This is a genomic window from Arsenophonus nasoniae, from assembly GCF_004768525.1.
Classification (GTDB): Bacteria; Pseudomonadota; Gammaproteobacteria; order Enterobacterales; family Enterobacteriaceae; genus Arsenophonus; species Arsenophonus nasoniae.
Genome location: NZ_CP038613.1, coordinates 2,334,275 through 2,358,704, shown reverse-complemented (window position 1 = coordinate 2,358,704; position 24,430 = coordinate 2,334,275). Strand labels below are relative to the sequence as shown.

General features: G+C 34.7%; 20 protein-coding genes, 1 tRNA gene and 2 pseudogenes. 10 read left to right on the top strand and 13 right to left on the bottom strand.

From position 1 onward, the window contains the following. The first annotated feature begins 2 nt into the window (after window positions 1-2). Window positions 3-425, top strand: a complete 423-nt coding sequence (locus ArsFIN_RS11760) for a tail fiber assembly protein (protein ID WP_051297082.1) — start codon at window positions 3-5, stop codon at window positions 423-425. Here the strand turns inward: ArsFIN_RS11760 and ArsFIN_RS11755 are convergent. The 6 genes from ArsFIN_RS11755 to ArsFIN_RS11730 form a co-directional block, all read right to left on the bottom strand. Beyond that, window positions 408-1,022, bottom strand: coding sequence for a DUF1919 domain-containing protein (locus ArsFIN_RS11755; protein WP_026823414.1), 615 nt, complete (start codon window positions 1,020-1,022; stop codon window positions 408-410). The genes ArsFIN_RS11760 and ArsFIN_RS11755 overlap by 18 nt on opposite strands. Before the next feature lie 73 nt (window positions 1,023-1,095). After that, on the bottom strand, window positions 1,096-1,908 hold the full coding sequence (locus ArsFIN_RS11750; protein ID WP_051297083.1) for a glycosyltransferase family 32 protein: 813 nt from the start codon (window positions 1,906-1,908) through the stop codon (window positions 1,096-1,098). 125 nt (window positions 1,909-2,033) lie between these two features. Then, entirely contained in the window at window positions 2,034-2,804 is a 771-nt protein-coding gene (locus ArsFIN_RS11745; protein ID WP_135677740.1) for a Rha family transcriptional regulator, read from the bottom strand. 592 nt (window positions 2,805-3,396) lie between these two features. Next, a tRNA-Pro gene (locus ArsFIN_RS11740) sits at window positions 3,397-3,473 on the bottom strand. A 74-nt stretch (window positions 3,474-3,547) separates the two neighbouring features. Beyond that, the gene (yejM, locus tag ArsFIN_RS11735) at window positions 3,548-5,293 is read right to left on the bottom strand and encodes an LPS biosynthesis-modulating metalloenzyme YejM (protein ID WP_026822246.1); all 1,746 of its coding nucleotides are present in this window, start codon (window positions 5,291-5,293) and stop codon (window positions 3,548-3,550) included. 20 nt (window positions 5,294-5,313) lie between these two features. After that, window positions 5,314-5,541, bottom strand: coding sequence for a DUF1414 domain-containing protein (locus ArsFIN_RS11730; protein WP_026822245.1), 228 nt, complete (start codon window positions 5,539-5,541; stop codon window positions 5,314-5,316). A gap of 258 nt (window positions 5,542-5,799) precedes the next feature. On the opposite strand from ArsFIN_RS11730, the gene yejK reads away from it, so the two are divergent. After that, window positions 5,800-6,804 carry a nucleoid-associated protein YejK gene (yejK, locus tag ArsFIN_RS11725; RefSeq protein ID WP_026822244.1) on the top strand — a complete coding sequence of 335 codons (1,005 nt, stop codon included), beginning with the start codon at window positions 5,800-5,802 and terminating at the stop codon, window positions 6,802-6,804. A gap of 78 nt (window positions 6,805-6,882) precedes the next feature. On the opposite strand, the gene rplY is transcribed toward yejK, so the two are convergent. Beyond that, a complete protein-coding gene (gene rplY / locus ArsFIN_RS11720) occupies window positions 6,883-7,164 on the bottom strand; it encodes a 50S ribosomal protein L25 (RefSeq protein WP_026822243.1) in 282 nt (93 codons plus the stop codon). 205 nt (window positions 7,165-7,369) lie between these two features. Then, complete coding sequence (locus tag ArsFIN_RS11715) at window positions 7,370-9,127, bottom strand: DEAD/DEAH box helicase (RefSeq protein ID WP_026822242.1); 1,758 nt, start codon at window positions 9,125-9,127, stop codon at window positions 7,370-7,372. Window positions 9,128-9,390: 263 nt separating this feature from the next. Here ArsFIN_RS11715 and rsuA point away from each other — a divergent pair, with 263 nt between their 5' ends. The 3 genes from rsuA (at window position 9,391) to ArsFIN_RS11700 (ending at window position 12,124) form a co-directional block, all read left to right on the top strand. Then, window positions 9,391-10,083: a 16S rRNA pseudouridine(516) synthase RsuA gene (gene rsuA, locus ArsFIN_RS11710; RefSeq protein WP_026822241.1), complete on the top strand. Its 693-nt coding sequence runs from the start codon at window positions 9,391-9,393 to the stop codon at window positions 10,081-10,083. Between the two features lie 39 nt (window positions 10,084-10,122). Beyond that, window positions 10,123-11,310, top strand: a complete 1,188-nt coding sequence (locus ArsFIN_RS11705; RefSeq protein WP_026822240.1) for a Bcr/CflA family multidrug efflux MFS transporter — start codon at window positions 10,123-10,125, stop codon at window positions 11,308-11,310. Window positions 11,311-11,770: 460 nt separating this feature from the next. After that, window positions 11,771-12,124, top strand: a complete 354-nt coding sequence (locus tag ArsFIN_RS11700; RefSeq protein WP_026822239.1) for a YejG family protein — start codon at window positions 11,771-11,773, stop codon at window positions 12,122-12,124. A 3-nt stretch (window positions 12,125-12,127) separates the two neighbouring features. Here the strand turns inward: ArsFIN_RS11700 and mepS are convergent. From mepS to ArsFIN_RS11675, 5 genes and pseudogenes are all read right to left on the bottom strand, one after another. Continuing rightward, window positions 12,128-12,673, bottom strand: a pseudogene (mepS, locus tag ArsFIN_RS11695) (bifunctional murein DD-endopeptidase/murein LD-carboxypeptidase). A 1,355-nt stretch (window positions 12,674-14,028) separates the two neighbouring features. Beyond that, a complete protein-coding gene (gene yeiP / locus ArsFIN_RS11690) occupies window positions 14,029-14,601 on the bottom strand; it encodes an elongation factor P-like protein YeiP (RefSeq protein WP_026822237.1) in 573 nt (190 codons plus the stop codon). Between the two features lie 151 nt (window positions 14,602-14,752). After that, window positions 14,753-15,997, bottom strand: a complete 1,245-nt coding sequence (mtr, locus tag ArsFIN_RS11685; protein WP_026822236.1) for a tryptophan permease — start codon at window positions 15,995-15,997, stop codon at window positions 14,753-14,755. Between the two features lie 365 nt (window positions 15,998-16,362). Beyond that, entirely contained in the window at window positions 16,363-17,202 is an 840-nt protein-coding gene (nfo, locus tag ArsFIN_RS11680; protein ID WP_026822235.1) for a deoxyribonuclease IV, read from the bottom strand. A gap of 132 nt (window positions 17,203-17,334) precedes the next feature. Next, window positions 17,335-18,405: pseudogene (locus tag ArsFIN_RS11675) on the bottom strand (YeiH family protein). Between the two features lie 171 nt (window positions 18,406-18,576). Between ArsFIN_RS11675 and ArsFIN_RS11670 the strand changes: the two are divergent. From ArsFIN_RS11670 to ArsFIN_RS11650, 5 genes are all read left to right on the top strand, one after another. Next, a complete protein-coding gene (locus tag ArsFIN_RS11670) occupies window positions 18,577-19,440 on the top strand; it encodes a LysR family transcriptional regulator (RefSeq protein WP_026822234.1) in 864 nt (287 codons plus the stop codon). A 147-nt stretch (window positions 19,441-19,587) separates the two neighbouring features. Next, a complete protein-coding gene (locus tag ArsFIN_RS11665; protein WP_135677739.1) occupies window positions 19,588-21,138 on the top strand; it encodes an amino acid permease in 1,551 nt (516 codons plus the stop codon). A 252-nt stretch (window positions 21,139-21,390) separates the two neighbouring features. Next, window positions 21,391-22,473: an ABC transporter substrate-binding protein gene (locus ArsFIN_RS11660; protein ID WP_406929855.1), complete on the top strand. Its 1,083-nt coding sequence runs from the start codon at window positions 21,391-21,393 to the stop codon at window positions 22,471-22,473. Window positions 22,474-22,504: 31 nt separating this feature from the next. After that, window positions 22,505-23,575: a FecCD family ABC transporter permease gene (locus ArsFIN_RS11655; RefSeq protein ID WP_051296952.1), complete on the top strand. Its 1,071-nt coding sequence runs from the start codon at window positions 22,505-22,507 to the stop codon at window positions 23,573-23,575. Further along, on the top strand, window positions 23,575-24,360 hold the full coding sequence (locus tag ArsFIN_RS11650; protein ID WP_026822230.1) for an ABC transporter ATP-binding protein: 786 nt from the start codon (window positions 23,575-23,577) through the stop codon (window positions 24,358-24,360). The genes ArsFIN_RS11655 and ArsFIN_RS11650 overlap by 1 nt, the downstream gene beginning before the upstream one ends. Window positions 24,361-24,430: the final 70 nt, after the last annotated feature.

Below are 24,430 nucleotides of genomic sequence, written 5' to 3'. Positions count from 1 at the left end.
TTATGTATTTTTATAGTCCAAAAGAAAATTTATTTTATCCTAATGAATTGAAAGATATATACATAGAAGCAGGTTCTTTTCCTTCCGACGTGATTGAAGTTGATGACGCTGTATACTTTGAATTTACAAAATATGATTTATCAGATAATAAAGTTAGAGTTTCTGGAAAAGACGGATTCCCCAAATGGGAAGAAGAAAAAATCTCTAAAAGACAACTTATTGAAGATACAAAAGAAAAGATTAATTTTCTATTAAAAGAGGTAAAAAATGTAACACAGATATGGCAAACCCAACTAACTCTCGGTATTATAACAGATAGTGATAAAAGTAAATTAACCGATTGGATGATTTACGCTCAAAAACTTCAGCAAATTGACTTAAAAAATATTAATGATATATCTTGGCCATCAAAGCCCTCTAAATAGCTTAATGAATTTAAAGTAATAAGCTATTCGGATTTTATATAATTGAATTCCATCAGGAAATGTTCCATCAAGATTCATAATCATACTATTCTTTATATTTTTAAAATAAATTTTTCTTTTAAATTTTAATTTATCAAATTTATATTGATCATTATTATCAAAAGAATCGCTATCACAACACTTAAAAATAACAGAATCTAAACCATTTTCATTTATAAAATTTATAAGGCGTAACCTTCTTTTATTCCATTTTTCAATAGATGAAGAGGAGTTTTTGTAATGCAAAAAGTTAATTTTTACACCATCTAAAATTGCAATAGGATAATTATCGTTTTTTATAAAATGAGATTGTTTTAGTTCTAAATGTAAGAAATTTTGTAAATTTGGTAACATATTAATAAAATCAGGTGTTGAAATAAACAATCCCACAAAGGGAGTATTGTAGGGTTGTTTTAGATTTTTATATATTCTAATATTCCAGCAATTATTAGATACAATTGCTATTTTTTTCTTATTTAACAAGATAAAATCTATTTTATCAATCACTTTTAGTTTTGATAATATTTTATTTGTTTTGTGCAATATAAAATTAATCATATAATATGTTCATTACTAAAGAGGGTTTACTTGGTTTGCCATTGGATATTAAAATTTCTCAATTAGATAATATTTACTTATTTTTTGACCACAAAATAGTATAAATTTTATTAGATGAAATTTTAAACTTTAAAATTATAAATTCTCTTTCATTCAACGGAAGTGAATCATTATTGTCATTTTTCTTTGTGAATCTAGTAAATATTAATTTCCCAAATAATTTTAATTTATCTTTACGTGTATAAGTTGTTATCCATGATCCCTCAAATAAGTGTATTGCATAATTCTTCTTTCCATCTTTAGGGGAACAAAAATAATATGATGGATAGATGACCATTCCTTTTTTTAGTTCTGTTTTTTCATATTCATCATAAGGAGGGTTTAAATTATATTTTTTTTGAAAAAACCTACTAATTTTTAAAGTATTTGGTTCTAAATCAAGTTTTTTCCCGTTATTGAATTTCTTATTTTTATAATAATTTAATAACTCATAAATAAAATCACTTCTAGGAACTGACCCCATGACGGCAGACATTATAGGTAGAACAGTTCCTTTGTAATTTTCATAACAACTAAAAAAATCATTACCAAGAAATTTATCAAAAGAATCATATAAAACAACATCTGTATCTAAATATATACCGCCTTGATGATATAATGCATAAAGTCTTATATAGTCAGATACAAATGCCCATTTTTTACTATCATATGCTTGTTTTACATAGATATTATTTATTTCTTTTAGACAATCATTATTCCATTCAATTATTTCATAATCAGGCAAATTCATTTGCCATGTCTTAATACAATCAATGACTTTTTGTGGTTTTGGCTTATCACCTACCCATACATAATGTATTTTTTTTGGTATGGTGTTTTTTTTCATTAGTTTATCCTTAATTCATCACTCACAAAAATCCCCTGTTCGACAGGGGCATGATTATAGTTAACTGATTATTGTTTTTTAGTATTAGTTAGTTTTTTGTTTAAGTTAGGTTTAGTATTCATAAATCAAGTACGTTTCTCAAAATCTATCAGCTTTGCTTTGTGACATTTCCATAACGAATTAGTTAACTGGTTTTTGCTACTTTCAGACGCGAGTATATCTTCAATTTGCTTTAAAACAAAATTAGCATCTTCACGTTTTCTGACAATTCTTTTAATTACAGTTTTTTCAGCTTCGACGATTAATTCTTGTAAGTGTTGAGTAACTTGCCATATACGCTCACATTCTTCTGCAATAGCTGGAATATATCTGACTTCAAAGGGATTAGGTGAGGGTATACCGGTGACTTCTCTCAATGCATACCAGATAGCATTATTCCATGCATCTCTGAAACGAAAGTTTTGCGTCATTAATGCAATGATACGAGCGAGATTTTGGGTATCTTTGCTGCTGAACTTTTCGTGAGCTTCTGTTTGGGGTTGGTATTTTGGTGCAGAATGTAGCTCTGCTTCCATGCGATTAAATTCAGCAATGTAGGCTTCTTTAAATGCAGCCGCTTTCTTGCCTGTAAATCCCATCACCAAGAATACGAAGCCGTCTTTGGTCATTTCGTAGTAAACGACTTCACGAGTTGCACCCTTAGCAAGTTGTACGTTTTTTATCATTCGCGAAAAGTTGCGAGTGATAAATTCTTCTGAGCATTCAAGCGATTCTACTTTTTGTACAACATGATGATGTTGTTTGCCAAAGTAATGAGCTACATCGTCAGTTGTAGTGATCGCTTTACCATTATGAATAGTAACTTTAGGGGTGATAGTGGATAATTGAAGTGTCATAAGACCTCCATTGATAATCTGAATTTACCACCACCTAGAGGTTTCGAATCTCGTTGGGTGGTGAACTGAACAGGGTTCGAAACTACCGCGATTATCAGACGGCCAGCTTTTCAGCTGCCCTATCCAGCTCACCATTGAATTGTGGCTAGATTACGACATTAAAAAACACGCTCACGGCGTGCATTTGTCGTGGATTCTTAAACGAGCTGTGAAACCCGACATCTGATTTTGTAGATGCAAGTAAACTATAGCGCATGATTTCTTCTTTCGTCAATGGGTATTTAAACCAGTTCCTTTGTTGTTGTTTCCATATCGGCAACGAGTAGCTCTCAGATTTTCTAAGTGTGTTTTCGTGCGTTACACCCCAAAATAAATAAGAATATTTAATATATTTAGAGAAAATTTTTATAAGTATGACGACTAGCAAGCACTTTATAAAAAAGTAGTTTGATTGCATAAAATTGTCTAAGAAATTGTGTTTTTTTTATCATTTTTTGGCGGGGTTTTTCCCCCCTTTTTCCCTAGTTTTTCCCCCTACAAATTCGAGGCACAAAAAAACCAATCATAACTAATTGGTTTTCTTGGTAAAAGCTGGTCGGCATGAGAGGATTTGAACCTCCGACCCCCGACACCCCATGACGGTGCGCTACCAGGCTGCGCTACATGCCGATACAGGTTCGCTATACTACCGTTTTTTTGGTTAAAATCAATAGCAAGTGCTACGACTGCTTGATTTTTAAGCATTAATTAATATTGAAGCGGGTAGACTCGGCAAAAGCTCTTAGCAGCTGAGTCAAATCAGGTTTTTCACCTTTTATTTTGTTGCCTTGATCATCAAAGATATAAACCTCTCCATTTTGATGTAGATAAAGGGTTTTATTGGAATAATTCATAATCAATACATGTTCATCGCCTGATAAAACCCAAGGTTGGTTACGTTTAGGGGTGAAAAGATCTTCACCTTGAGAATAGTCTTCCGGTGAATTATCAACATAAAGTAAACGTTGCATTAAGGTAGTCATAATATCTTGATGACTGGTTAACTTATTAATTTGTTGTGGTGGGGTATTAGGCCAATATACCCATAAAGGCACCTTTATTTGTTTAAGATTGAATTTACCGTTAGTGAGCCATTTTGTTGTTTTATTTGTTTCTGTATTGCCACTATGGTTTGCCGTAATGACGATAACCGTATTGCTTAACATATTTTTTTGTTTTAACGCAGCAAGAATACGTTCAATTTCATAATCTAATTGTACTTTATTGTCACTTTGCGACTTATGATTATCAAAGCCATTGATATTGAGAAAAGAGAACCATCGGGTATCACTTTGTATATTACTTAGCCATTTAACCCATTCGTTGGTGGTTTGATAATCATTACCTGCACTATGTTCGGGTAATGAATAATCTGCCAGAATTGCATGACGGAAAAGTGGCGAGCTAAATCCATCTGATGAAAACAGACCAAATTGGTAGTTGTGATATTTTAATGCTTCAATCAAAGCGGAGGGTGTTCTGCTATTAAGAATACTATCCAAATAACTAGGCGATAACCCATAGAATAGACCAAATAGCGCAAATTGATTTTGAATACCTGCACTGAGATGCTGATTGAATTGGGTACTATTTGCTTTAACAGTATTTAATGTTGGCATACCTTCAATGGTATCTTGATAGCTAAGGTTATTAACAACAAGCAACAATAAATTATACTTTGGTGTTTGTTTTTGGTAGCTAAGTGGTTTAAGTGGATATTCAATAGACAGTGCTGAAGGATTGCCTTCTTGTTGTATTTTGCGTTGATATTCCGCTTGATCGAGATAACCGTAACGTTCAAGAAATTTTCGCGCTGTCATTGGATGAGATAGCGGATAGTTCGCTCGTTGCATAGTTATTGGACGATAAAAATTTGCATCAGCCCAAATATACATTAAATGTGAAGCAATAAATGCCGTGATGAAGATACCTACCAAGGGTTTTGTGAATCGTTGACGGTTTAGGCTACGTAATTTTTGCCAACTCCAGGTAGCAAATAACATCTCAATTAAGAAAATGATGGGCACACAAATAAACATCAGTTGCCATTCTCGTGCCATTTCGCCGTTTTTAGGATTTATTAATAATTCCCATAGTAATGGCGTTAAATGTAGGTTATAGCGCGAAAAAAAAGTGATATCAAAAATGAGAAAAGTCAGTAAGGTTGTGCTAAGAATGGTGTATAGAAATCTTAATAGTCGCTGTGAACCGATAATGAACGTGATAGGAAAGATAATTAAAAGATAGCAGGCAAAAATAACAAAGCTAAAATGCCCAAGCCAACTAACAATAGCATAAATACGGCCGAATAACGTATTCGGCCAATCAAAAACAAACAGATATCGGCTACTTAATACTAAACTGAGTACTATATTAAATAACGTAAACCAGTGTCCCCAGCTTATCATTTGGGAGACTTTTTCACGATAGTTTCGAGAGTTGGTCGCCATGTTTTAATTTTATCTGCTGATTAGTGAATTTTTTCTTCATTAACGGAAGAAAGTAACGCCTGAGCGAAAGATTCGGCAATAGTTTTACGCTGAGTCAGTGTAACCGTTGTATTAATTAAATTTGTTACCATGTTACCTAATACTATCAATGATAGATTAGTTGGTGCTTTATGTTTTTCTAGCACCTTAACTAATTCTAGGAGTAGATGTTCAATTTGCTCATCACTATAACGGGATGATTGTGGCATAATAAAAATCCTGAATGAATAAAGCGTTATATTTTAGCGTATTGTTGCGTTTTTTGCTGTAGTTGTTTTGTCTAATTTAACAGGATAATTTCACTTAGTAATATTTTAAATTAACCCGTTTCCATAATTTATAAATCTTATTATATGCCCATAATACAAAAATGTTATATCAATAAATACCAATTTGGCCGCGGGGAAAGGTTATCGATGTTTGAATACCATTGATCTTTATGCCATAAAGAAAATAAGGAGTAAATGATGAGTCTGGATATTTGCCAGATTGCTTTACATCAGTTGATAAAACGTGATGAACAAACACTAGAGGTTGTGCTGCGTGATTCTTTATTAGGCACGGATAATATCGTGCATGAAATGATGGCAGAATTGCATCGAATTTATGGCGCTAAAAGTAAAGCCTTTGCCACTTTTAATCAAGCGAGCAAATTAGCTGAAGCATTAGTTTCTTTAAGAAAAGGAGATGAAAACTTTTTGGGATTTAGTCGTGCGGCAACAATTCGTTTGCGGGATGAACTGGCAAAATATCCATTTGCAGAAGGTGGGGTGGTACTGTTTTGTCAATATCGTTATTTAGTGGTAGATTACTTATTAATAGCCATATTAAATAGCTGTAATAGTATGTTTGTTAATGATAATTTAGAATTAAACACTACTCATTATCTTGATATTCCGCATGTAGATATTGTTGCTCGCATAGACTTGACTGAATGGGAAAGAAATCCTGCTTCCGAACGTTATTTAACTTTTTTAAAAGGACGTGTTGGGCGTAAAATATCTGATTTTTTTATGGATTTTCTGTCAGCTAGCGAAGGCATGAATACTAAAATACAGAATAAAGGATTACTGCAAGCCGTAAATGATTATTGTGATTCTTCTGAGTTAAACCAGGCAGCAACGCAGGAATATCGACAGCAAGTTTATCGTTATTGTAATGAGCAACAACAAGCCGGAGAAGAAATTGAATTAAAGCGCTTATCAAACGAGTTACCCGCTTTAGGAGAGCAGAATTTTGTTGAATTTACTCAACAAAATGGCTATCAATTGGCAGAAAGTTTTCCACCAGATCGTACGACTCTCAAACAATTAACTAAATATTCAGGTAGTGGCGGTGGCTTGACCATTAACTTTGATGCTTTGTTATTGGATGAGCGTGTTTTTTGGGATCCGGCAACGGATACTTTAACAATTAAAGGTACACCACCGAACTTACGTGAGCAATTAGAGCGTAGTAAGAAAAGCCGTTGATGATGCTGAAAAACAAATAACGCCGCAAGGGCGGCGTTATTGATGATTGGCTTAGTAAAAAAGCGCAATTTTGCGTTATTAAACCCGCAAGAAATCGATATGGGTTAGTTTAGGCTTAAACGGATGACGCTGAACCGCTTGTACTTTAACTTTGGTTTTTTTGCCGCCCACCACCAGTGTTAATACTTCATAAAACTCTGGCTTGCTTTCTTGGTTGATAACTTCATCATGGTTGAGTTCAATAGAAACGGGCTCTTGATCACCACCATAGACGATAGCCGGTAATTTGTTGTTTTTACGCAGGCGGCGGCTCGCACCCTTACCCTGCTCTTTGCGGATTTCTGCATTAATAGTTAGCATGATTTGTTCTCATAATGTAAAAAGACTCTGCGACAGGCGACCCAGTAGCAGATCTGTTAATAAAAACTTGTTAGTGATTGCTAATCAAGCGGGCGGCATTTTAACGAAAAAAACGCGCTACAGCAAATAAAGTTCCTAATTTTAGGAATTTATATTCCTTTAAGGAACAACAGCTAGATAACAAAGACAAATGGCAATCATTATACTAATAGAGGTCGTCAGCCAGACGATACTTTCCTTGGTAGTCAAAAATTTTTTCTCTTATTTGCCAAAACCGGTTTTGTTTACGTGCGATAACAAAGTTAGGATGACGTAATCTTGTCTTTTGACGTAAGATATCGGCCGCAGTTTGCCATTGGAACGGAAGGCCTGGAGCTCGCTGGTGTAGCAACAGAAAACGTTGTTGAAAGATTTTGCGCTGAGCTGACGTTGTTAATCGAAACAGTTCTGAGACGTTGCTACCATCTTCATCGTAGTAAGTGACTTTTAACCATTCTCCTTTCTTATCATGTCCGGCAGTCAGTTGCATGCCTCCGCAGCGAAGGATCAGGGAATTTTTCAATTTTAACGCTGTTTTTAACATATCATCCGGATCAACTAAAATTGCCTGACATTGATGACAACGTCGTGCTGCAATGTCATTTTCAGCACCACAGTCTGGACATTGTTTAAAACGAAAGCGAAATTGACACTGTTTTTTTTGTCCGTTGTGCTTTTCTTCCCAGCCTTGGCAACGACGGCCATAATGCTCAATGATTTGACCGTCTGAATCGTTTTTTCCCCAGAATAGATTAGCAAAATGACAAAGTGGGCAAAAAACTTGAACGGGCACGTTTTGTGGATCACTTTTGGGGCTACCAATTTCTGGCATATAAAGATCATGGGGATTTCCTGCGTAATCAAGAATAATGCATTGACTTTTGTTCGGAAATAGCCTTAGTCCGCGACCAATTATTTGTTGATAGAGGCTCACTGATTCAGTGGGACGTAAAATAGCAATCAGATCGACATGAGGGGCATCAAAGCCAGTGGTTAAGACCGATACGTTAACTAAATAGCGAATTTTTTGTGCTTTAAACGCATAAATAGTTTTTTCACGGGCTCTTGCTGTCGTCTCTGCGCAAATCAATGCTGCTTCGTCATTAGGTAATAATGCCAAAATTTCTTTGGCATGCTCAACGGTAGCGGCGAAGATCATACAGCCCTGACAGGAACGGGCATATTCAATAATTTGCTTAATAATCAGGGGAGTGACTCTTTGCTGACGTTTGATTTCCTGATTTAAATCTGCGTGATTAAAAATGCCTTCTTGGCTTAGGCGCAATTGACTAAAGTCGTATTGAATAACCGGCATATCTAGGCGTTTAGGTGGCACAAGATAATGATTTTTTATCATATACCTTAACGGTAATTCATAAATACAATCGCGAAAAAAACAGTTTTCATTGCCTTTTATCATACCATGGTAGTGATACTGATATATCCAGCCTTCCGACAGACGATAAGGTGTTGCCGTTAACCCTAAAACACATAAATTAGGGTTATTGTGTTGCAATTTTTGAATGATTTGTTGATATTGACCATCGTTATTGAGACTGATACGGTGGCATTCATCAATAATTAACAGTGAAAAAGGGGTATTAAAATCCGCTAAATTTTTTGCCACAGATTGTACGCTGGCAAAAATAACTTTATTTTCATTTTGTTTTTTATTAAGTCCGGCGGCATAAATATCAGCAGTTAATCCATAGGAGTGGTATTTATTATGGTTCTGTTCAACAAGTTCTTTTACATGGGCTAATACCAGTACTCGTCCTCGGGCCAATCTAGCTAATTCAGCAATTACAAGACTTTTTCCTGCACCGGTAGGTAACACAATGACCGCCGGTTCTTTATGGCCGCGAAAATAGTTTATTGCTGCATGAACGGCATCTTGTTGATATGGTCTTAGCGTAACTATCATGATTATTGACTAAAATATTAAAATAAATAACAAGTAGATTAGCATTTTTCGCTTATTCATATTGAAGTAATCTATATTAAAAATAAAATCTACTGTAGCAAGCTATATCTTCTCTAACAAGTTATTGATATAATTGATTGCGTTATAGTTATTCACGTTACTTATTATCAGCGTTGTATAAAAGCAATGATTGTAATCATCCAATGATTTAGCATAATAATACATATGCATTCTAACCCTTTCATATAGATTTAAAAATTATGATGCGCCTCGATAAGTTTTTATCTCAACAACTAACAATCAGCCGTGGCTTGGTCATACGAGAATTACGAGCAGGAAAAGTTATGGTTGATAATGAAATAATAAAAACCGGCTCTTATCAAATTACGCCTGAGATGATAGTTAGCTATGACGGTGTCGTATTGCAACATATTATCGGCCCGCGCTATTTTATGCTGAATAAACCACAAGGTTATGTTTGTTCTACGGTAGATAGCGTAAACCTAACAATTTTATCGTTTATTGATGAACCTGCTATAACAAAGTTACATATTGCTGGCAGATTAGACATAGATACAACCGGGTTAGTGATTATAACTGATGATGGTAAATGGACACATAAAATGATCTCGCCAAAACATCATTGTGAGAAAACTTATCTTGTCACATTGGCACAACCGGTTTCAACTGAGCTAGCGGATAAGTTTTTAGCAGGGATATGGCTTAAAGGTGAAAAATTACCCACAAAGCCCGCAAAGCTATCGATAGTTTCATCAAAGCAGGTGCGCTTGACAATTAGTGAAGGCCGGTATCATCAAGTCAAAAGAATGTTTGCAGCGGTGGGTAATCATGTTTGTGCACTTCATCGTGAGCGTATCGGTGGTATTTATCTTGATCCAGCATTAAGGGCTGGTGAATATCGTTCTTTAACACAAGAAGAAATCAAAACTATTTAAATTATATTTTTTACTTTCTCTATTTGGGAGTATGTTAGTATGCAACGTCAGCGTTCCTCTTATTTCAGCCTAATTCTAATTTTAGGCCTTATATCCATGTTGATGCCATTAGCCATTGACATGTATTTGCCTAGTTTACCATCGATTGCAAAAAGTTTTAATGTTGATACCGGTCAAGTTCAGATGACTTTAAATAGCTATATTTTCGGCTTTGCAATAGGTCAACTGTTTTATGGCCCGATGGCAGATAGTATAGGGCGAAAGCCTGTGATATTGGGTGGCGTGATCATTTTTGCAATTACTTCAGGGATTTGTGCTCTAGCCAGTAATATTGATCAATTTATTTTTGTCCGTTTTTTACAAGGATTATCGGCTGCAGCAGCAAGTGTTGTCATCACTGCTTTGATGAGAGATATGTTTAGTAGTGATGAATTTTCACGTAGCATGTCTTTTGTTTTGTTAGTCATGACAATCGCGCCATTATTAGCACCGATTTTAGGTGGTATGGCGATGATTTGGTTTTCCTGGCATGCTATTTTTTGGATTATTTCTTTAGCCGCAATCATAGCGGCTTTATTAGTTACTTTTTTTATTCAAGAAACTTTACCTAAGGAAAAAAGGCAAAAATTTCATTTACGTAATACTATAAAACAAATTTTCACCTTGTTCCGTGCTAGACAAGTCTTTTGCTATATTCTTGCTAGTGGATTTTCCTTTGCTGGGTTGTTTTCATTTTTAAATACCGGACCGTTTGTATATATTGAATTAAATGGGGTTTCACCACAGCATTTTGGTTATTATTTTGGCTTAAATATTGTTTTTTTGTTTTTACTGACTACGCTTAATAGCCGTTATGTACGCCATTTTGGCGCATTGAAAATGTTACATATTGGCTTAACACTGCAATTTATTATGGGGATGTGGCTGATTCTTAGCACTATATTGGACTTAGGTTTTATTCCTATGATATTTGGTGTTGCTGTTTATGTTGGTAGTATTGCTATGATCTCTTCTAATGCAATGTCTGTCATTTTAGATAATTATCCCCATATTGCTGGAACAGTTTCATCTTTAGTTGGCACAATACGTTTCGGTATTGGCGCATTTTTTGGTTACTTGCTTTCTTGTTTCAAAACAACGACAGCTTGGTCGATGGTAGGATTTATGGGATTATGCGTTTGTCTTGCAATGGGGTTTGTTTTATTGGCTAATTACAGTAAAGATTAATATAATTAGAATTACTTATCTATTTTATAAAAAATAGGTTTTATTAGTGTTATGTCGTTATTTAAATACGTTTTATTAATATGGACTCAGTGTAATTTCTTATCTTTTACTTCGATAGCAACCACAATTTAGATAGGCTCAAATCATGAGCCTAACAGTTTATTCATTATTTTATCTTTTATTACTGCTTATTTAAGCTAATTGGTTGATATATGGCTTTTTTATAAAAATCAAATCAAAAATTACAGTTTCGATAGAAAGATAATATATTTTGTTAACTTTATTAACATATTTTGTTTTGTTTAAGCTAGATTTTTATATTACAATAACAAAAATTTATCATATTAATATGATGTAAAATGCCAAGATAAGTATAAAATAGCTTGATAAGTTAGTATGTTAAGTTATTTTTTTACTTAAATAGAAAAATAATATAATTAATTACAATATAGGGTTTTTAGTGGGTAATTTTAAGTTATCTGTCATTCATCGTTTACCTCAAAATTATCGATGGTTAACAGGGCATGCAGGTAAAAAAATTGAGGTAATGCCTGATAATATATCCAGCTCCAAGTCTAATATATTAATTGGCTTTAAAGTGCTTTGTTATGATATTAGTGATAATTTGGCGGTGTTAAAATATCTAAGTTCAGCTTTAGATGAAATGCAAATTGCTAATGATTTACTTGAATGGCAAGGTCAAATTTGTCTTTTTATTCGTTATGAAGATGAAGGTTTAGCGACTTGTCATTTTAAGACAGCAGGTGTAGCTATTGCGGAATCAATAACGCTACCTTGTTGTTATTCTCATTAGATATTAGTTTGTATCGATGATTCGACGAGCGGCATAATAACGCTTACTCCAATAATCATCATTTATTGCAGAAACGGTGACACCACTACTTGTTGATGCATGGACAAATTTATCATTACCAATATATATACCGACATGTCGATTAGTTGAGCCAGTTCTAAAAAAAACGAGATCGCCAGGGCGTAAATTTTGTTGCTTGACCCAGTGGCCGGTATATTGTTGTTCGTTTGTTGAACGAGGTAAATCAACACCAAATTTCTCACTAAAGATACGTTGGGTAAAGGCTGATCAATCAATACCTTTCTTAGTTGTACCACCAAAACGGTAAGCAACACCTCTCCAGTTTGCATACTGCTCTAAAATTTTTGTTTTAATTTCCACATTGCGTACTAATTGCTCAAACTCAGCTTGTGATACCTGATAAAGTGAGTTAGATTGTGTTTTATATAGCGATGAATTTGGTGAATTACAAGCGGATAGCAATAAAGGAATGACTAGTGCCGGAATAGGCCTCATACAGTATTTCAGTAACGGTTGAAGTTTTACCATTATTGATTTATCCCTTGTTTATCCTTATGTGGATTTTTGCCATAAAGTAAATTTAAAGATATTTTATTTTTCCAGTTGAAGGCTAAAATATCAACGCTATTGTTAGTTATATAAATGCATATGATTCAACAGCTTTTTCAAATACATTGATATGTTAAACATAACAAGTTTATACAAGGAAATAAAAAATGGCGAGTTTTCTTGTATTAATTTACAAAAAAGCAAATTTTTTATTTAAAAAAATAGAGATGATGAAGATAAACTTATTTCATAAAGGGTTTAATATTTGCGTTAAGTATACTATTAAGACCGTAAGATTATTGGTGATTAGCAATGCAAATTGGCGAATTAATAAAAATTTATGTTAAATTGGTTAACAATATCTTATTGATAGAGGGTTATTTTTTTGTTAAATATTTTAATAAAAGTGAGTCTGTTATTTAAATAATTTAGTCTATTTTTCAGTAGCAGAAAATTATTTAATTCTATATAAATATAGAAATTATTATTTTAAAAATTTGCGCTAATAAGTCGTTTTCATTTTACTCGTTAAATTTTTGATTTTATAAGTCAGATATATGATATTTATCATATTAAACTAGTAATTCTGATGCCTATAGAGTAATAAATTCAAATAGTATTAAATTAGTATGATTAATACATAACAAATATCTTAATAAAAAAGAGTAATAAGGTATTATCTTAAAAGCAATAAAATAGTAAATTTATTATTACATAAAAACTATGTTATGTGGAATTTTGCGGTTAGCAATATTTTATGTTTCAACCAAATATTTAGTTATAGTTATAGGTGTAAATGTAATTTTACTAAATCATTAGCAAATTCACCGCAATTACTTAATAAAAATATTCAATAGTGATTATATTTAATGATCAGGATTAAACTTTTTATGATTTTACATGAAAAATATGCAATGCTCTGCCTAAGAATAAGCTTCCCTGTTATTTAAATAAGAATTTTTTGTTTATACTCGCATTAATTTTATTATCTCACGTTTATAGTGAGATACTGGGGAGGTAATTCATTTTTATGGTGCTATTACTGCATCAACTTGTCAAAATATTGTAAATGATAATATGTTAGAAACAAATTATTGGCATAAATCTGGCAAAGTGGTAATTCGGAAGGTAAGTATTAATTCATTAATAAAAGAGCGACAAAAATCATTCGCTAAATATGGTGAAATGCATTTTTTGTACGTTAATATAAGCAAAATGCAGGGCATGCTGGAAATTAGCTATCATTAATTTTATTTTCAAGTGAGTCACTTTTATTTTTTATTGGTATAACTGCTCTTTAATTAAGAGCAGCTATTATTTAATTTTTATCGGTTTTAGTCACAACGCCCCATATAACGGCGTTCTGCAATATGAATGCGAATTTTTTCACCAATTGATAAATATTCAGGAACTTGTATTATTAGCCCAGATGCCATCATAGCTGGTTTTGTTCTTGCATTAGCTGATGCCCCTTTGATACTTGGTGCTGTTTCTACAATTACCATATCAACAGTTTGGGGAAGTTCTAACGCGATAGCTTGGTTATTCATTACTAAAACTTGCAAACCAGGGATCCCTGAGGCAGTAAAAAATAAAAGTTCTTCTTCTATATCTGTTTTTTTAAAATTGTAAGGAGTGAAATCTTCATTATCCATAAAGACATATTCATCAGCATCAACATAAGAAAAACTTACTGCCCGATGAGTTAAATGGATTGTTTCTAGATTATCATCGCCTTTAAAACGTTCTTCAACTTTTTGTCCGGTTCTAATATCAGTAAAACGCATTTTGTAGAGGGTGCTGGCGCCTCGTGCGCTTGGAGTTTGAATATCAATATCTTTTACTAATAGCAATTTACCATTGAAGTTTACTGCGTAACCTTTTTTTATTTCATTGGCTCTAGCCATATGAATTCCTTTCATTAAATAATTATAATCCTAATTTTATAATAAAATTATCTGTAGTTAGAATATAAAGTAATGCTTAGTAAAAATTATGCCCCATAACAACTAAGATCACAAAGTATGAGGCGTTGAAATTAATTTAAGCAAAGATAAGCTACTTATATACAGGCAAAATATTAAATAGTGCCAAAATATGAATAACTGCGTTAATCAAGCCGAATAATATGACAAAATAAATTAATAGATTACCGCCAGGCGCATGATAAACAGCTTGCGGGAATTTTTTCCGGCTAGCTTTAGCCATCATTGCTGGCACTATGACTGCCCATATAGTTGCAGCTAGACCAGCAAAACCAATCGCATGTATAAAACCATCAGGATAGTATAAAGCTAAAAGGGTAGGCGGAATAAAGGTTATCAAAGCGGATTTTAAGCGGTCCCGATTATTATCTTTAAATTTGAAAAAATCGGCAATGAAATCAAATAGTCCAAGTGTAACGCCTAAAAAAGAACTCGCAAGTGCCATATATGAAAACAGATTTAAACACTGTTTTACAATATTGTTATTGATACTGTGATTCATTTGTTTTAATAGCGAGTCAACATTGCCACCTTCAGTAATGATTTGTTTAAAGGTTGTACGAGGTATATTACCTTGAATAGCATATTGCCATAAGATATAAATGACTAAAGCAATAAGGGTGCCATATAACAAACTACGAACAACGGCTTTACTTTCCTTATGGTAATATTTTACTAAACCGGGTACATTACCATGGAAGCCAAAAGAGGTTAGTAAATAAGGTAAAGCAATAAATGCATAAGGTAAATAATCCGTATCCAGGCTATTTTGATTGAATAAGATAGTCGATGAAACGCTACTAAGCATGCCACTCACAGACATAATAAAAGTAATAACCATTCCACCAATTAGAATTGTACTTAGACGGTCAACGGCTTTAGTTGATAGCCAAACTACGAAAGCAATCAATAAACTAAACAATAAACCGGCAATAGGATGATTGATGGGTATGATCTTATTAAGATTATGTGTAATGATCGAACCACCGGCTGAAATATAAGCATAAGTTAAGATATAAAGAACGAATGTAATAGAAATGCTATTTAGTAAATTCCAGCGTGCGCCAAGTAAATCTTTTACCATAGTATGAAAGCTGGCACCGCAAGGGTAATTCATGTTGGCTTCTAAGATCATTAAACCAGAAAAAAACATACATGCCCAAGTATAAACTAATAAAATAATTGAGCCTGTAAACCAAACGCCTGAAGTGACAATAGGAATAGAAAACATACCGGCACCTACAGTTGTGCCTGCAATTATCATGGCACCACCAAGTAAGGAAGGGCGTTTAAAATTTTGAATTACATCACTAGCCATTATTGCCTCTGATATTATTGTTTTTGTGTACTAGCATGATGATACATGATGTATGATATTTAAGTAAATTAATATTATTTCCAATTATGAAAATTGTTTTTAATCTTAGTTTTAGAATGTCGTGCTTGGTCAATTTTTGTTTTGATAAATTAAGCAGTGACTTCCATTTAAGCTATTGATCTGTTTTATTTTTATCTTAATCAAGAATAGCCTAGTGAGGTAATAATTAAACAGATAGAAATGCAAGATTGATTTATTTTCTTACATCTTTAAATCATAATCATAGCCGCTAGTTACTGCTAAAAATTAGCCACAATAGAAAAATTTTCATCTATTCTCAGAATGATCTATTTGATGAAAGTTAATTATTGTTGCGACTTTAACCAGCTGATTTCTTGAGACCAGATTTCGGGATTTATGGTTTCTAGGATCAAAGGTATATTATTGAAGCGCTTATCTTTCATAATATAACTAAAAGCGGTGTAACCGATATTACCTTGTCCTAAGCTTTGGTGGCGATCAACATGACTGGCAAATTGGCTTTTGGCATCATTTAAATGCATTGCGCGTAGATATTGAAAACCAACAACTTTATTAAATTGGTCAAAAGTATCATCGCAAGCTTCTTTTGTTCGTAAGTCATAACCTGCGGCAAAAGCATGACAGGTATCCAAACAAATACCAACTCGCTGTTTATCTTCGATATCTTCAATTATTGCTGCCAGATGTTCAAATTTAAATCCTAAATTGGAGCCTTGACCGGCAGTATTTTCAATTACAGCGATGACATTTTTAGTTTGCGCTAAAGTCATATTGATTGATTCAGCAATACGGGCCAGACATGCATCGATGGTAATTTTATTCAGATGACTACCAGGATGAAAATTAAGCAAAGTAATACCTAATTGCTCACAACGTTGCATTTCATCCAGAAAAGCGGCACGTGATTTTTTCAGTGCTTCAGTTTCTGGATGGCCTAAATTAATAAGATAACTATCGTGTGGCAGAATTTGTTGTTTGCCAAAACCATATTTTTCACAATTTAATTTGAATTGTTCAATAGTTTCCGGTTTTATTGGTGGAGCGTGCCATTGACGCTGATTTTTGGTGAAGAGAGCAAAGGCAGTGGCATTAATTTCGTGGGCGCGCAGTACTGCTTGATCAACACCGCCAGCAGCGCTGACATGAGCTCCAACAAATTTCATTTTTTTCTCCTGATTTTATTTTAATTATGGCACTTTTGGCTTAGAAATGAAATGTATAGCCTTAAGTCATTTAGCTATTAATAATTTCTGTCCCTATCGGCAAGGGAGAAAAAAACAAATTACTATCGGATGTTAGTGAAAAATCGATTGCATTGATGAATTGATAAATAGGCCACCAATAGTTAGCCAGCCAAAAAGGCACATAGCCATAACGAGTGGTTTGATCCCTGCCTGTCGAATTGCACTAATATGGGTGGTTAATCCAAGTGCAGCCATCGCCATAGATAATAGAATAGTATCAAGAGTAATAATGAATTGAACTAAAATTTGTGGCAATAAATGAAAAGAGTTTATGTACGCAATGATAATAAAAAATATTGCAAACCAAGGGATCACAATAGTGGGTTTTGAGTGGGATAAATTGCTAGTTATCATTTTGCGATTTAGATAAGCTGATAATATTAATAAAAATGGTGCTAACATCATAACGCGGATCATTTTACTGATCACTGCACTATTTTCTGCTTCAGGGCTGATTGCATGGCCAGTAGCAACCACTTGAGCGACTTCCATGCACAGTAGAACCAACAAAGATACCAAACTGAGCCGGATCAAGTAAAAACCAGTGATAAATTTGATTTAGATGATAAAACCATGGATAGATAAAAATAGCTAAGGTACCAAAAATAACTACGGTTGCAATCGCAATGGTAACTTTATCTGCCGAAGTTTTAATGACAGATTCTGTTGCTAAAACTGCAGCAGCTCCACAAATGCTACTACCGGCGCCAATTAATATGGTGGTCTGGCTATCTAACTTTAAAAAATATTTACCAATTAACAGTGCAATTAAGAATGGGAAGTTAGCATAATAACATCAGTCATAATGCCAATCGTACCAACCTCCATAATTTGTTGAAATGTTAAACGAAAACCGTACAAAATAATCCCTGTTCTTAATAAATAGTGTTTAGCGAATTTAATCCCTTCGTCACAAGAGGGTTTTACGGCAAAATAAACGGTATTTCCAATCACAATACCCAACAGGATCGCCAGGCTTAGAGCACTTAAACCAATATTTGCAAACCATTCTTTATTACCTAGAAAAACGGCAAGAGTAGTTAGAAAGCCTGTTAATAATAATCCTGGTATATATTTGAAATTTTTATGCTTTATTCGTGTTGTCATAATATTTTTAACCATTGGTTTATGCAATATGCACTATTTCACTCTGTTATAAGCATATATCAATAGCGTATATCTTTAAAATAGATAATTTTTATATTATTAATTAGTAAAAGTGGTATATTAATGTTTGGCAAGATTGTTATGGTAGTTTGGCTTATATGGTTAATTAATAAAGCGAGCATTGTTATGCGAATAACCTTTAGACAACTTGAAGTTTTTATTGCAATTTTGCAATGTGGCTCAACAATCCAAGCTGCTCAATCATTGGCATTATCACAATCGGCGGTGAGTGCGGCTTTAACAGATTTGGAGTTTCAACTTGAGATACAGTTATTTGATCGGATTGGTAAACGTTTAGTAACTAATGAATATGGTCGGTTATTATATCCAAAAGTATTAGCATTACTTGAACAGGCAACAGAAGTTGAACAGATTGCAAAAAAAGGATTAGCAGCGGTAAAACTGGCGGCAAGTACGACGATTGGTAATTATATTTTGCCCGCGAAGTTGATACATTATCGTCATGATAATCCTACTATCCCTTTTGAATTATCAATAAATAATACTGAGGAAGTGATTAAAGCGGTACTCGAATTCAAGGTTGATTTAGGTTTAATTGAAGGCAGCTGTTATGAACCAGAATTGATTACTATACCATGGAAAAAAGATCAGCTGGTGGTATTCTGTTCGCCGAATAATCCACTGGTAGGTCGTCAATTAAAACAACAGGAACTCGAAAATGAGAATTGGATTTTGCGTGAAAGCGGTTCAGGAACCCGTAATATTGTTGATCAACTGTTGTTGAGTAAACTAAGCCAGTGCAATATTTTAATTGAATTTAATAATTCTGAAGCCATTAAGCATGCTGTCATGAATGGTATGGGAATAAGTTGTTTATCATATCTCACTATAAAGGAACAATTAAAAAATGGCGCATTGGTTGCATTAAATATTGATGAACTTGAACTTTCACGGACATTATGTTTAATTCATCATCAAAATAAACATTTATCTAAGGCGTTATTACATTTGTTAGAATATTTTCAATGAAATTTTTAAAAATAAGATCCTGCGCAAAACTAATAATTATCTGTCAATTATGAAGGTATCTTATAACTGACAATCGTTGCTTATTCCTGCTAACACTATCTGTTACAATCACTGGCGTTAAGATCCACGTTAAATAAAAGGTCATTAATGTCAGAACAATCAACACAGACATCACAGGGCGCGACAACAAAATTGCGTCGAGAACTAAAAGCACGTCATTTGACAATGATAGCTATTGGCGGCTCTATTGGTACCGGATTATTTGTTGCTTCTGGTGCAACAGTAGCGCAAGCGGGTCCAGGTGGTGCTTTATTATCTTATATTATTATTGGGTTAATGGTTTATTTTTTAATGACCAGTTTAGGTGAGCTTGCGGCTTATTTACCCGTTTCCGGCTCGTTTTCTACTTATGGTTCGCGATATGTCGATGAAGGTTTTGGTTTCGCTCTTGGCTGGAACTATTGGTATAACTGGGCGGTCACTATAGCTGTTGACTTAGTTGCCGCTCAACTAGTTATGGGATATTGGTTTCCGGAGATTGATGGCTGGATTTGGAGCGCAATTTTTCTGTTTATTATTTTTATGCTTAATTATATTTCTGTTAAAGGATTTGGTGAGGCAGAGTATTGGTTTTCTTTAATTAAAGTCATTACCGTCATTATTTTTATTGTAGTTGGCGTATTAATGATTATTGGTATTTTCCGCGGAGCAGAAAATACTGGCTGGCATAACTGGCATAACTGGCATAACTGGCATAACTGGCATAACTGGCATAACTGGCATAACTGGCATAACTGGCAGATTGGGGAAGCACCTTTTGTTGGGGGTTTCTCAGCAATGATTGGGGTTGCTATGATCGTCGGTTTTTCTTTTCAGGGTACGGAATTAATTGGTATTGCTGCTGGCGAATCTAAAGATCCGGGTAGAAATATTCCTAAAGCGGTACGCCAAGTATTTTGGCGGATTTTGTTATTTTATGTTTTTGCTATCTTGGTGATCAGTTTAATTATCCCATATATGGATCCACGCTTGTTGCGTAATGATGTCGGTGATATTAGTGTCAGTCCTTTTACTTTGGTTTTTGAAAATGCAGGATTATTATCCGCTGCGGCTGTCATGAACGCGGTTATTTTAACGGCAGTATTATCCGCTGGTAATTCAGGGATGTATGCTTCTACCCGAATGCTATATACCTTGGCCAAAGAAGGAAAGGCGCCAAAAATCTTTTCCCACTTATCACCGGGAGGGGTTCCTCGCTATGCTTTGATTGCGACTACCGTCGTGGCAGCACTCTGTTTTTTAAGTTCAATGTTTGGTAATCAAGTTGTTTACTTATGGTTACTGAATACTTCAGGTATGACCGGATTTATTGCCTGGTTAGGGATTGCTATCAGCCATTATCGTTTTCGTAAAGGTTATATGTTACAAGGCTATGATTTGAATAAATTGCCTTACCGTTCAGGCTTTTTTCCAATTGGCCCTATTTTTGCTTTTGTTCTCTGTTTAGTCATTACATTAGGCCAAAATTATCAGGCATTTTTAGCGGACAAGATTGATTGGTATGGTGTGATTGCTACCTATATTGGTATTCCTCTATTTCTTGTTATATGGTTTGGTTATAAACTGATCAAGAAAACCCATTTTGTTCACTACCGGCAGATGGATTTTCCTGAATATGATCAAAATCTAAACAAGTAATTGTCAATAATCCTCTCTATTTTCTATAAAGACACACGCATTTTATGCGTGTGTTGAGCGTTAATTTTTACCTAGGTCAAAAAACAAATAAAAAAAAGTAACGTTAGTAATAATCGTATTGATAATAATTATTATTTGCTTTATTGTTACGCGCAAATGGGATCAGTTGAATGGAGAGGCAATCAAGTGAAGTTTGCGTACAGTCTTATTAGCAAGGGCGTTGATAGCTGTTTATTAGCGGGTATAACATTAATGACATCGTTTGCAGCATGGTCAGTAACGGTTACTGATGTAGCGGGCCGCACTGTTCAGGTACCAGATAAAGTAAATCGCATTCTGTTGGGAGAAGGGCGCTTATTTCATGCTATTGCTTTACTGGAAGGAAATAAACCTTTAGCACGTATTGTAGGTTGGCAAGGTGATTTTCGTAAACTTGATCCGCAATCTTATGCTGTCTATAAAGCTAAATTTCCAGAAATTGACAAAATTCCTTTAATTGGTAATACCAGTGCCGAAAGTGTTAGTGCGGAAAAAGTACTAACACTAAATCCTGATATCGCTATTTTTGGCCTATCTGGACACGGCCCGGGCAAAAATAGTGAATTGGTTATGCAACTAGAAAAGGCCGGCGTGCCGGTTATTTTTGTTGATTTTCGTAGTGAGCCACTGAAAAATACTTTACCGAGTATTCGTTTATTGGGTAAGGCGTTGCAGCGGGAGCAACAGGCTGAAAAATACGCCAATTTCTATCAAAAAAATCTTAAGCTAGTAACGGATATTACCAATAAAATCCCTAACGATAAAAAACCGACTGTTTTCATTGAATTGAGAGCGGGTTCCTCCGAAGACTGCTGTGGTACAGCGGGGAATGGTAATATGGGCAATTTTATTGATCTCGCCGGTGGAATAAATATCGCTAAAAATGCATTACCTGGACCATTAGGGATGATGAACCTTGAGAAAGTCATTGCTGATGATCCTGCAATTTATATTGCCAGTGGGGCCAAGATGCCTGGCAGCAAAGAAGCAGGCGTACAATTAGGTGCTTTATCAACAGAGAAAGCGGCTATAACCAGTTTAACCACAATAACTGAACGCAAAGGTATTAATACGCTCTCAGCGGTTAAAAATGGACGTAGCTATGCTATTTGGCACAATTATTATAATTCGCCCTATAACGTTATTGCGACTCAAATTTTTGCTAAATGGTTCTACCCAGATAAATTTGCCGATCTGGATCCGCAAACCACGATGAAAGAGTTATATCGTCAATTTTTAACGATAGAGCCAACGGGTGTCTATTGGGTTAGTCAAAACTCATTAAAAAGCAGGTAATTACTTTCAATGAGTATGACCACTGAACCTTATGCCAGTTATTAGGCAGCAAGCTAACCATGATGGTATCAATATTAAAGCGCATTATCAATATATATTGAAACGTCGAATTATATTGATTTCATCACTTGTTATGTTAATTATGCTGTCTTTAGTCATTGATTTTACCTTGGGACCATCAGGTCTTTCTTTAACTAAGCTATGGCAAACATTAATCTCACCAGCTAGTGTTGATATCGCTACTCAGGTGATTGTTTGGGATATTCGCTTACCTTATGCATTAATGGCTGTCATGGTTGGTATGTCACTTGGACTGGCGGGTGCTGAAATGCAGACCATATTAAATAATCCGCTAGCCAGCCCTTTTACATTAGGTGTTTCTAGTGCCGCCTCTTTTGGTGCCGCATTAGCCATCGTTTCTGGCATTGGTATTGCCGGTATCTCTGAACAATGGTTTATTTCTGTCAATGCCTTTATCTTTGCTTTACTGGCGGTATTAATGTTGGATGCGATCACCCGTTGGACACGCATTGCAACTTCTGGTGTGGTACTGTTTGGTATTGCATTAGTGTTTACCTTTAATGCATTAGTTTCGATGATGCAATTTATTGCCACTGAGGATACCTTACAGGGATTAGTCTTCTGGACAATGGGGAGTTTGGCAAAAGCAACTTGGATTAAGTTAGCGATTATGGCAACCGTTTTTGCGGTTATTTTTCCCATTTCTATCATGAGTGCCTGGAAATTAACTGCGTTACGGTTAGGAGAAGATCGCGCAATCAGTTTTGGTATTGATGTTCGTCGGTTGCGTTTGGCAACATTATTAAGAATTAGCATGTTGGCGGCTTTATCCGTCGCTTTTGTTGGCCCTATTGCTTTTATTGGTTTAGTTGCTCCCCATATTGCTCGCATGATGTTTGGCGAAGATCATCGATTTTATTTACCCGCCAGTGCCTTAATTGGCGCTTTAGTTTTATCGATGGCTTCCATTGCGTCAAAGAATATTATTCCAAGCGTCATTATACCTGTTGGCATTGTAACCTCATTGGTCGGCGTTCCTTTTTTCTTGAGTATGATCCTGCGTCATAGAGGTAATATTTAATGATAAATGGATTACAAATAAATCAATTTTATGCAGGTTATCCTAAATGTCCGGTGATCCAAAATTTGTTCACCGGTATTTTACCTAAAGGAAAAATTACTGTTTTGCTTGGGCCAAATGGTAGCGGTAAATCTACCCTATTACGTTCTTTAGCGGGATTAAATAGCGCTGCTGGCCAGTTATGGTTAGATGGGCAGGATCTGATGGCGATGAATTTTGCTCAACGTGCTAAACAAGTCGTTTATTTGCCACAATCATTACCGGCTGGTGTTCATTTACATGTGCTGGAATCAATTATTGTTGCCCAACGTGCTGCTGGCGGAGAGTGTCATCAGATCTGCCAATTAGAGATCATGAAACTGCTACGGCAATTAGGCATAGAGCATTTGGCATTGTGTTATCTGGATCAGTTATCAGGTGGACAAAAGCAACTAGTGGGTTTAGCTCAATCGCTTATTCGGCAACCAAAATTATTGCTACTTGATGAACCATTGAGTGCACTGGATTTAAATTATCAATTTCATGTTATGGACTTAGTGGCTAAAGAAACCAAGCGCAGAGATATTATTCCTCTTGTTGTCGTGCACGATATTAATATTGCCTTAAGACATGGTGAACATATATTAATGTTAAAAGAGGGTCGTTTGGTTGCCGAAGGTGCGGCTGAAGAGGTTATAACAGCTGAAAATCTGGCTAATGTTTATGGTGTCGTTGGACGCATTGAGCGCTGTTCGCAAGGTGTTCCTCAAGTATTAATCGATGGATTAGTTGCCAATTTATTCTAATTGAAATTGCAAATTAGATTGTGCTTTTTCGAGTGAAATAAAAATTAATAAAAAAAGACAGGGAAATTAA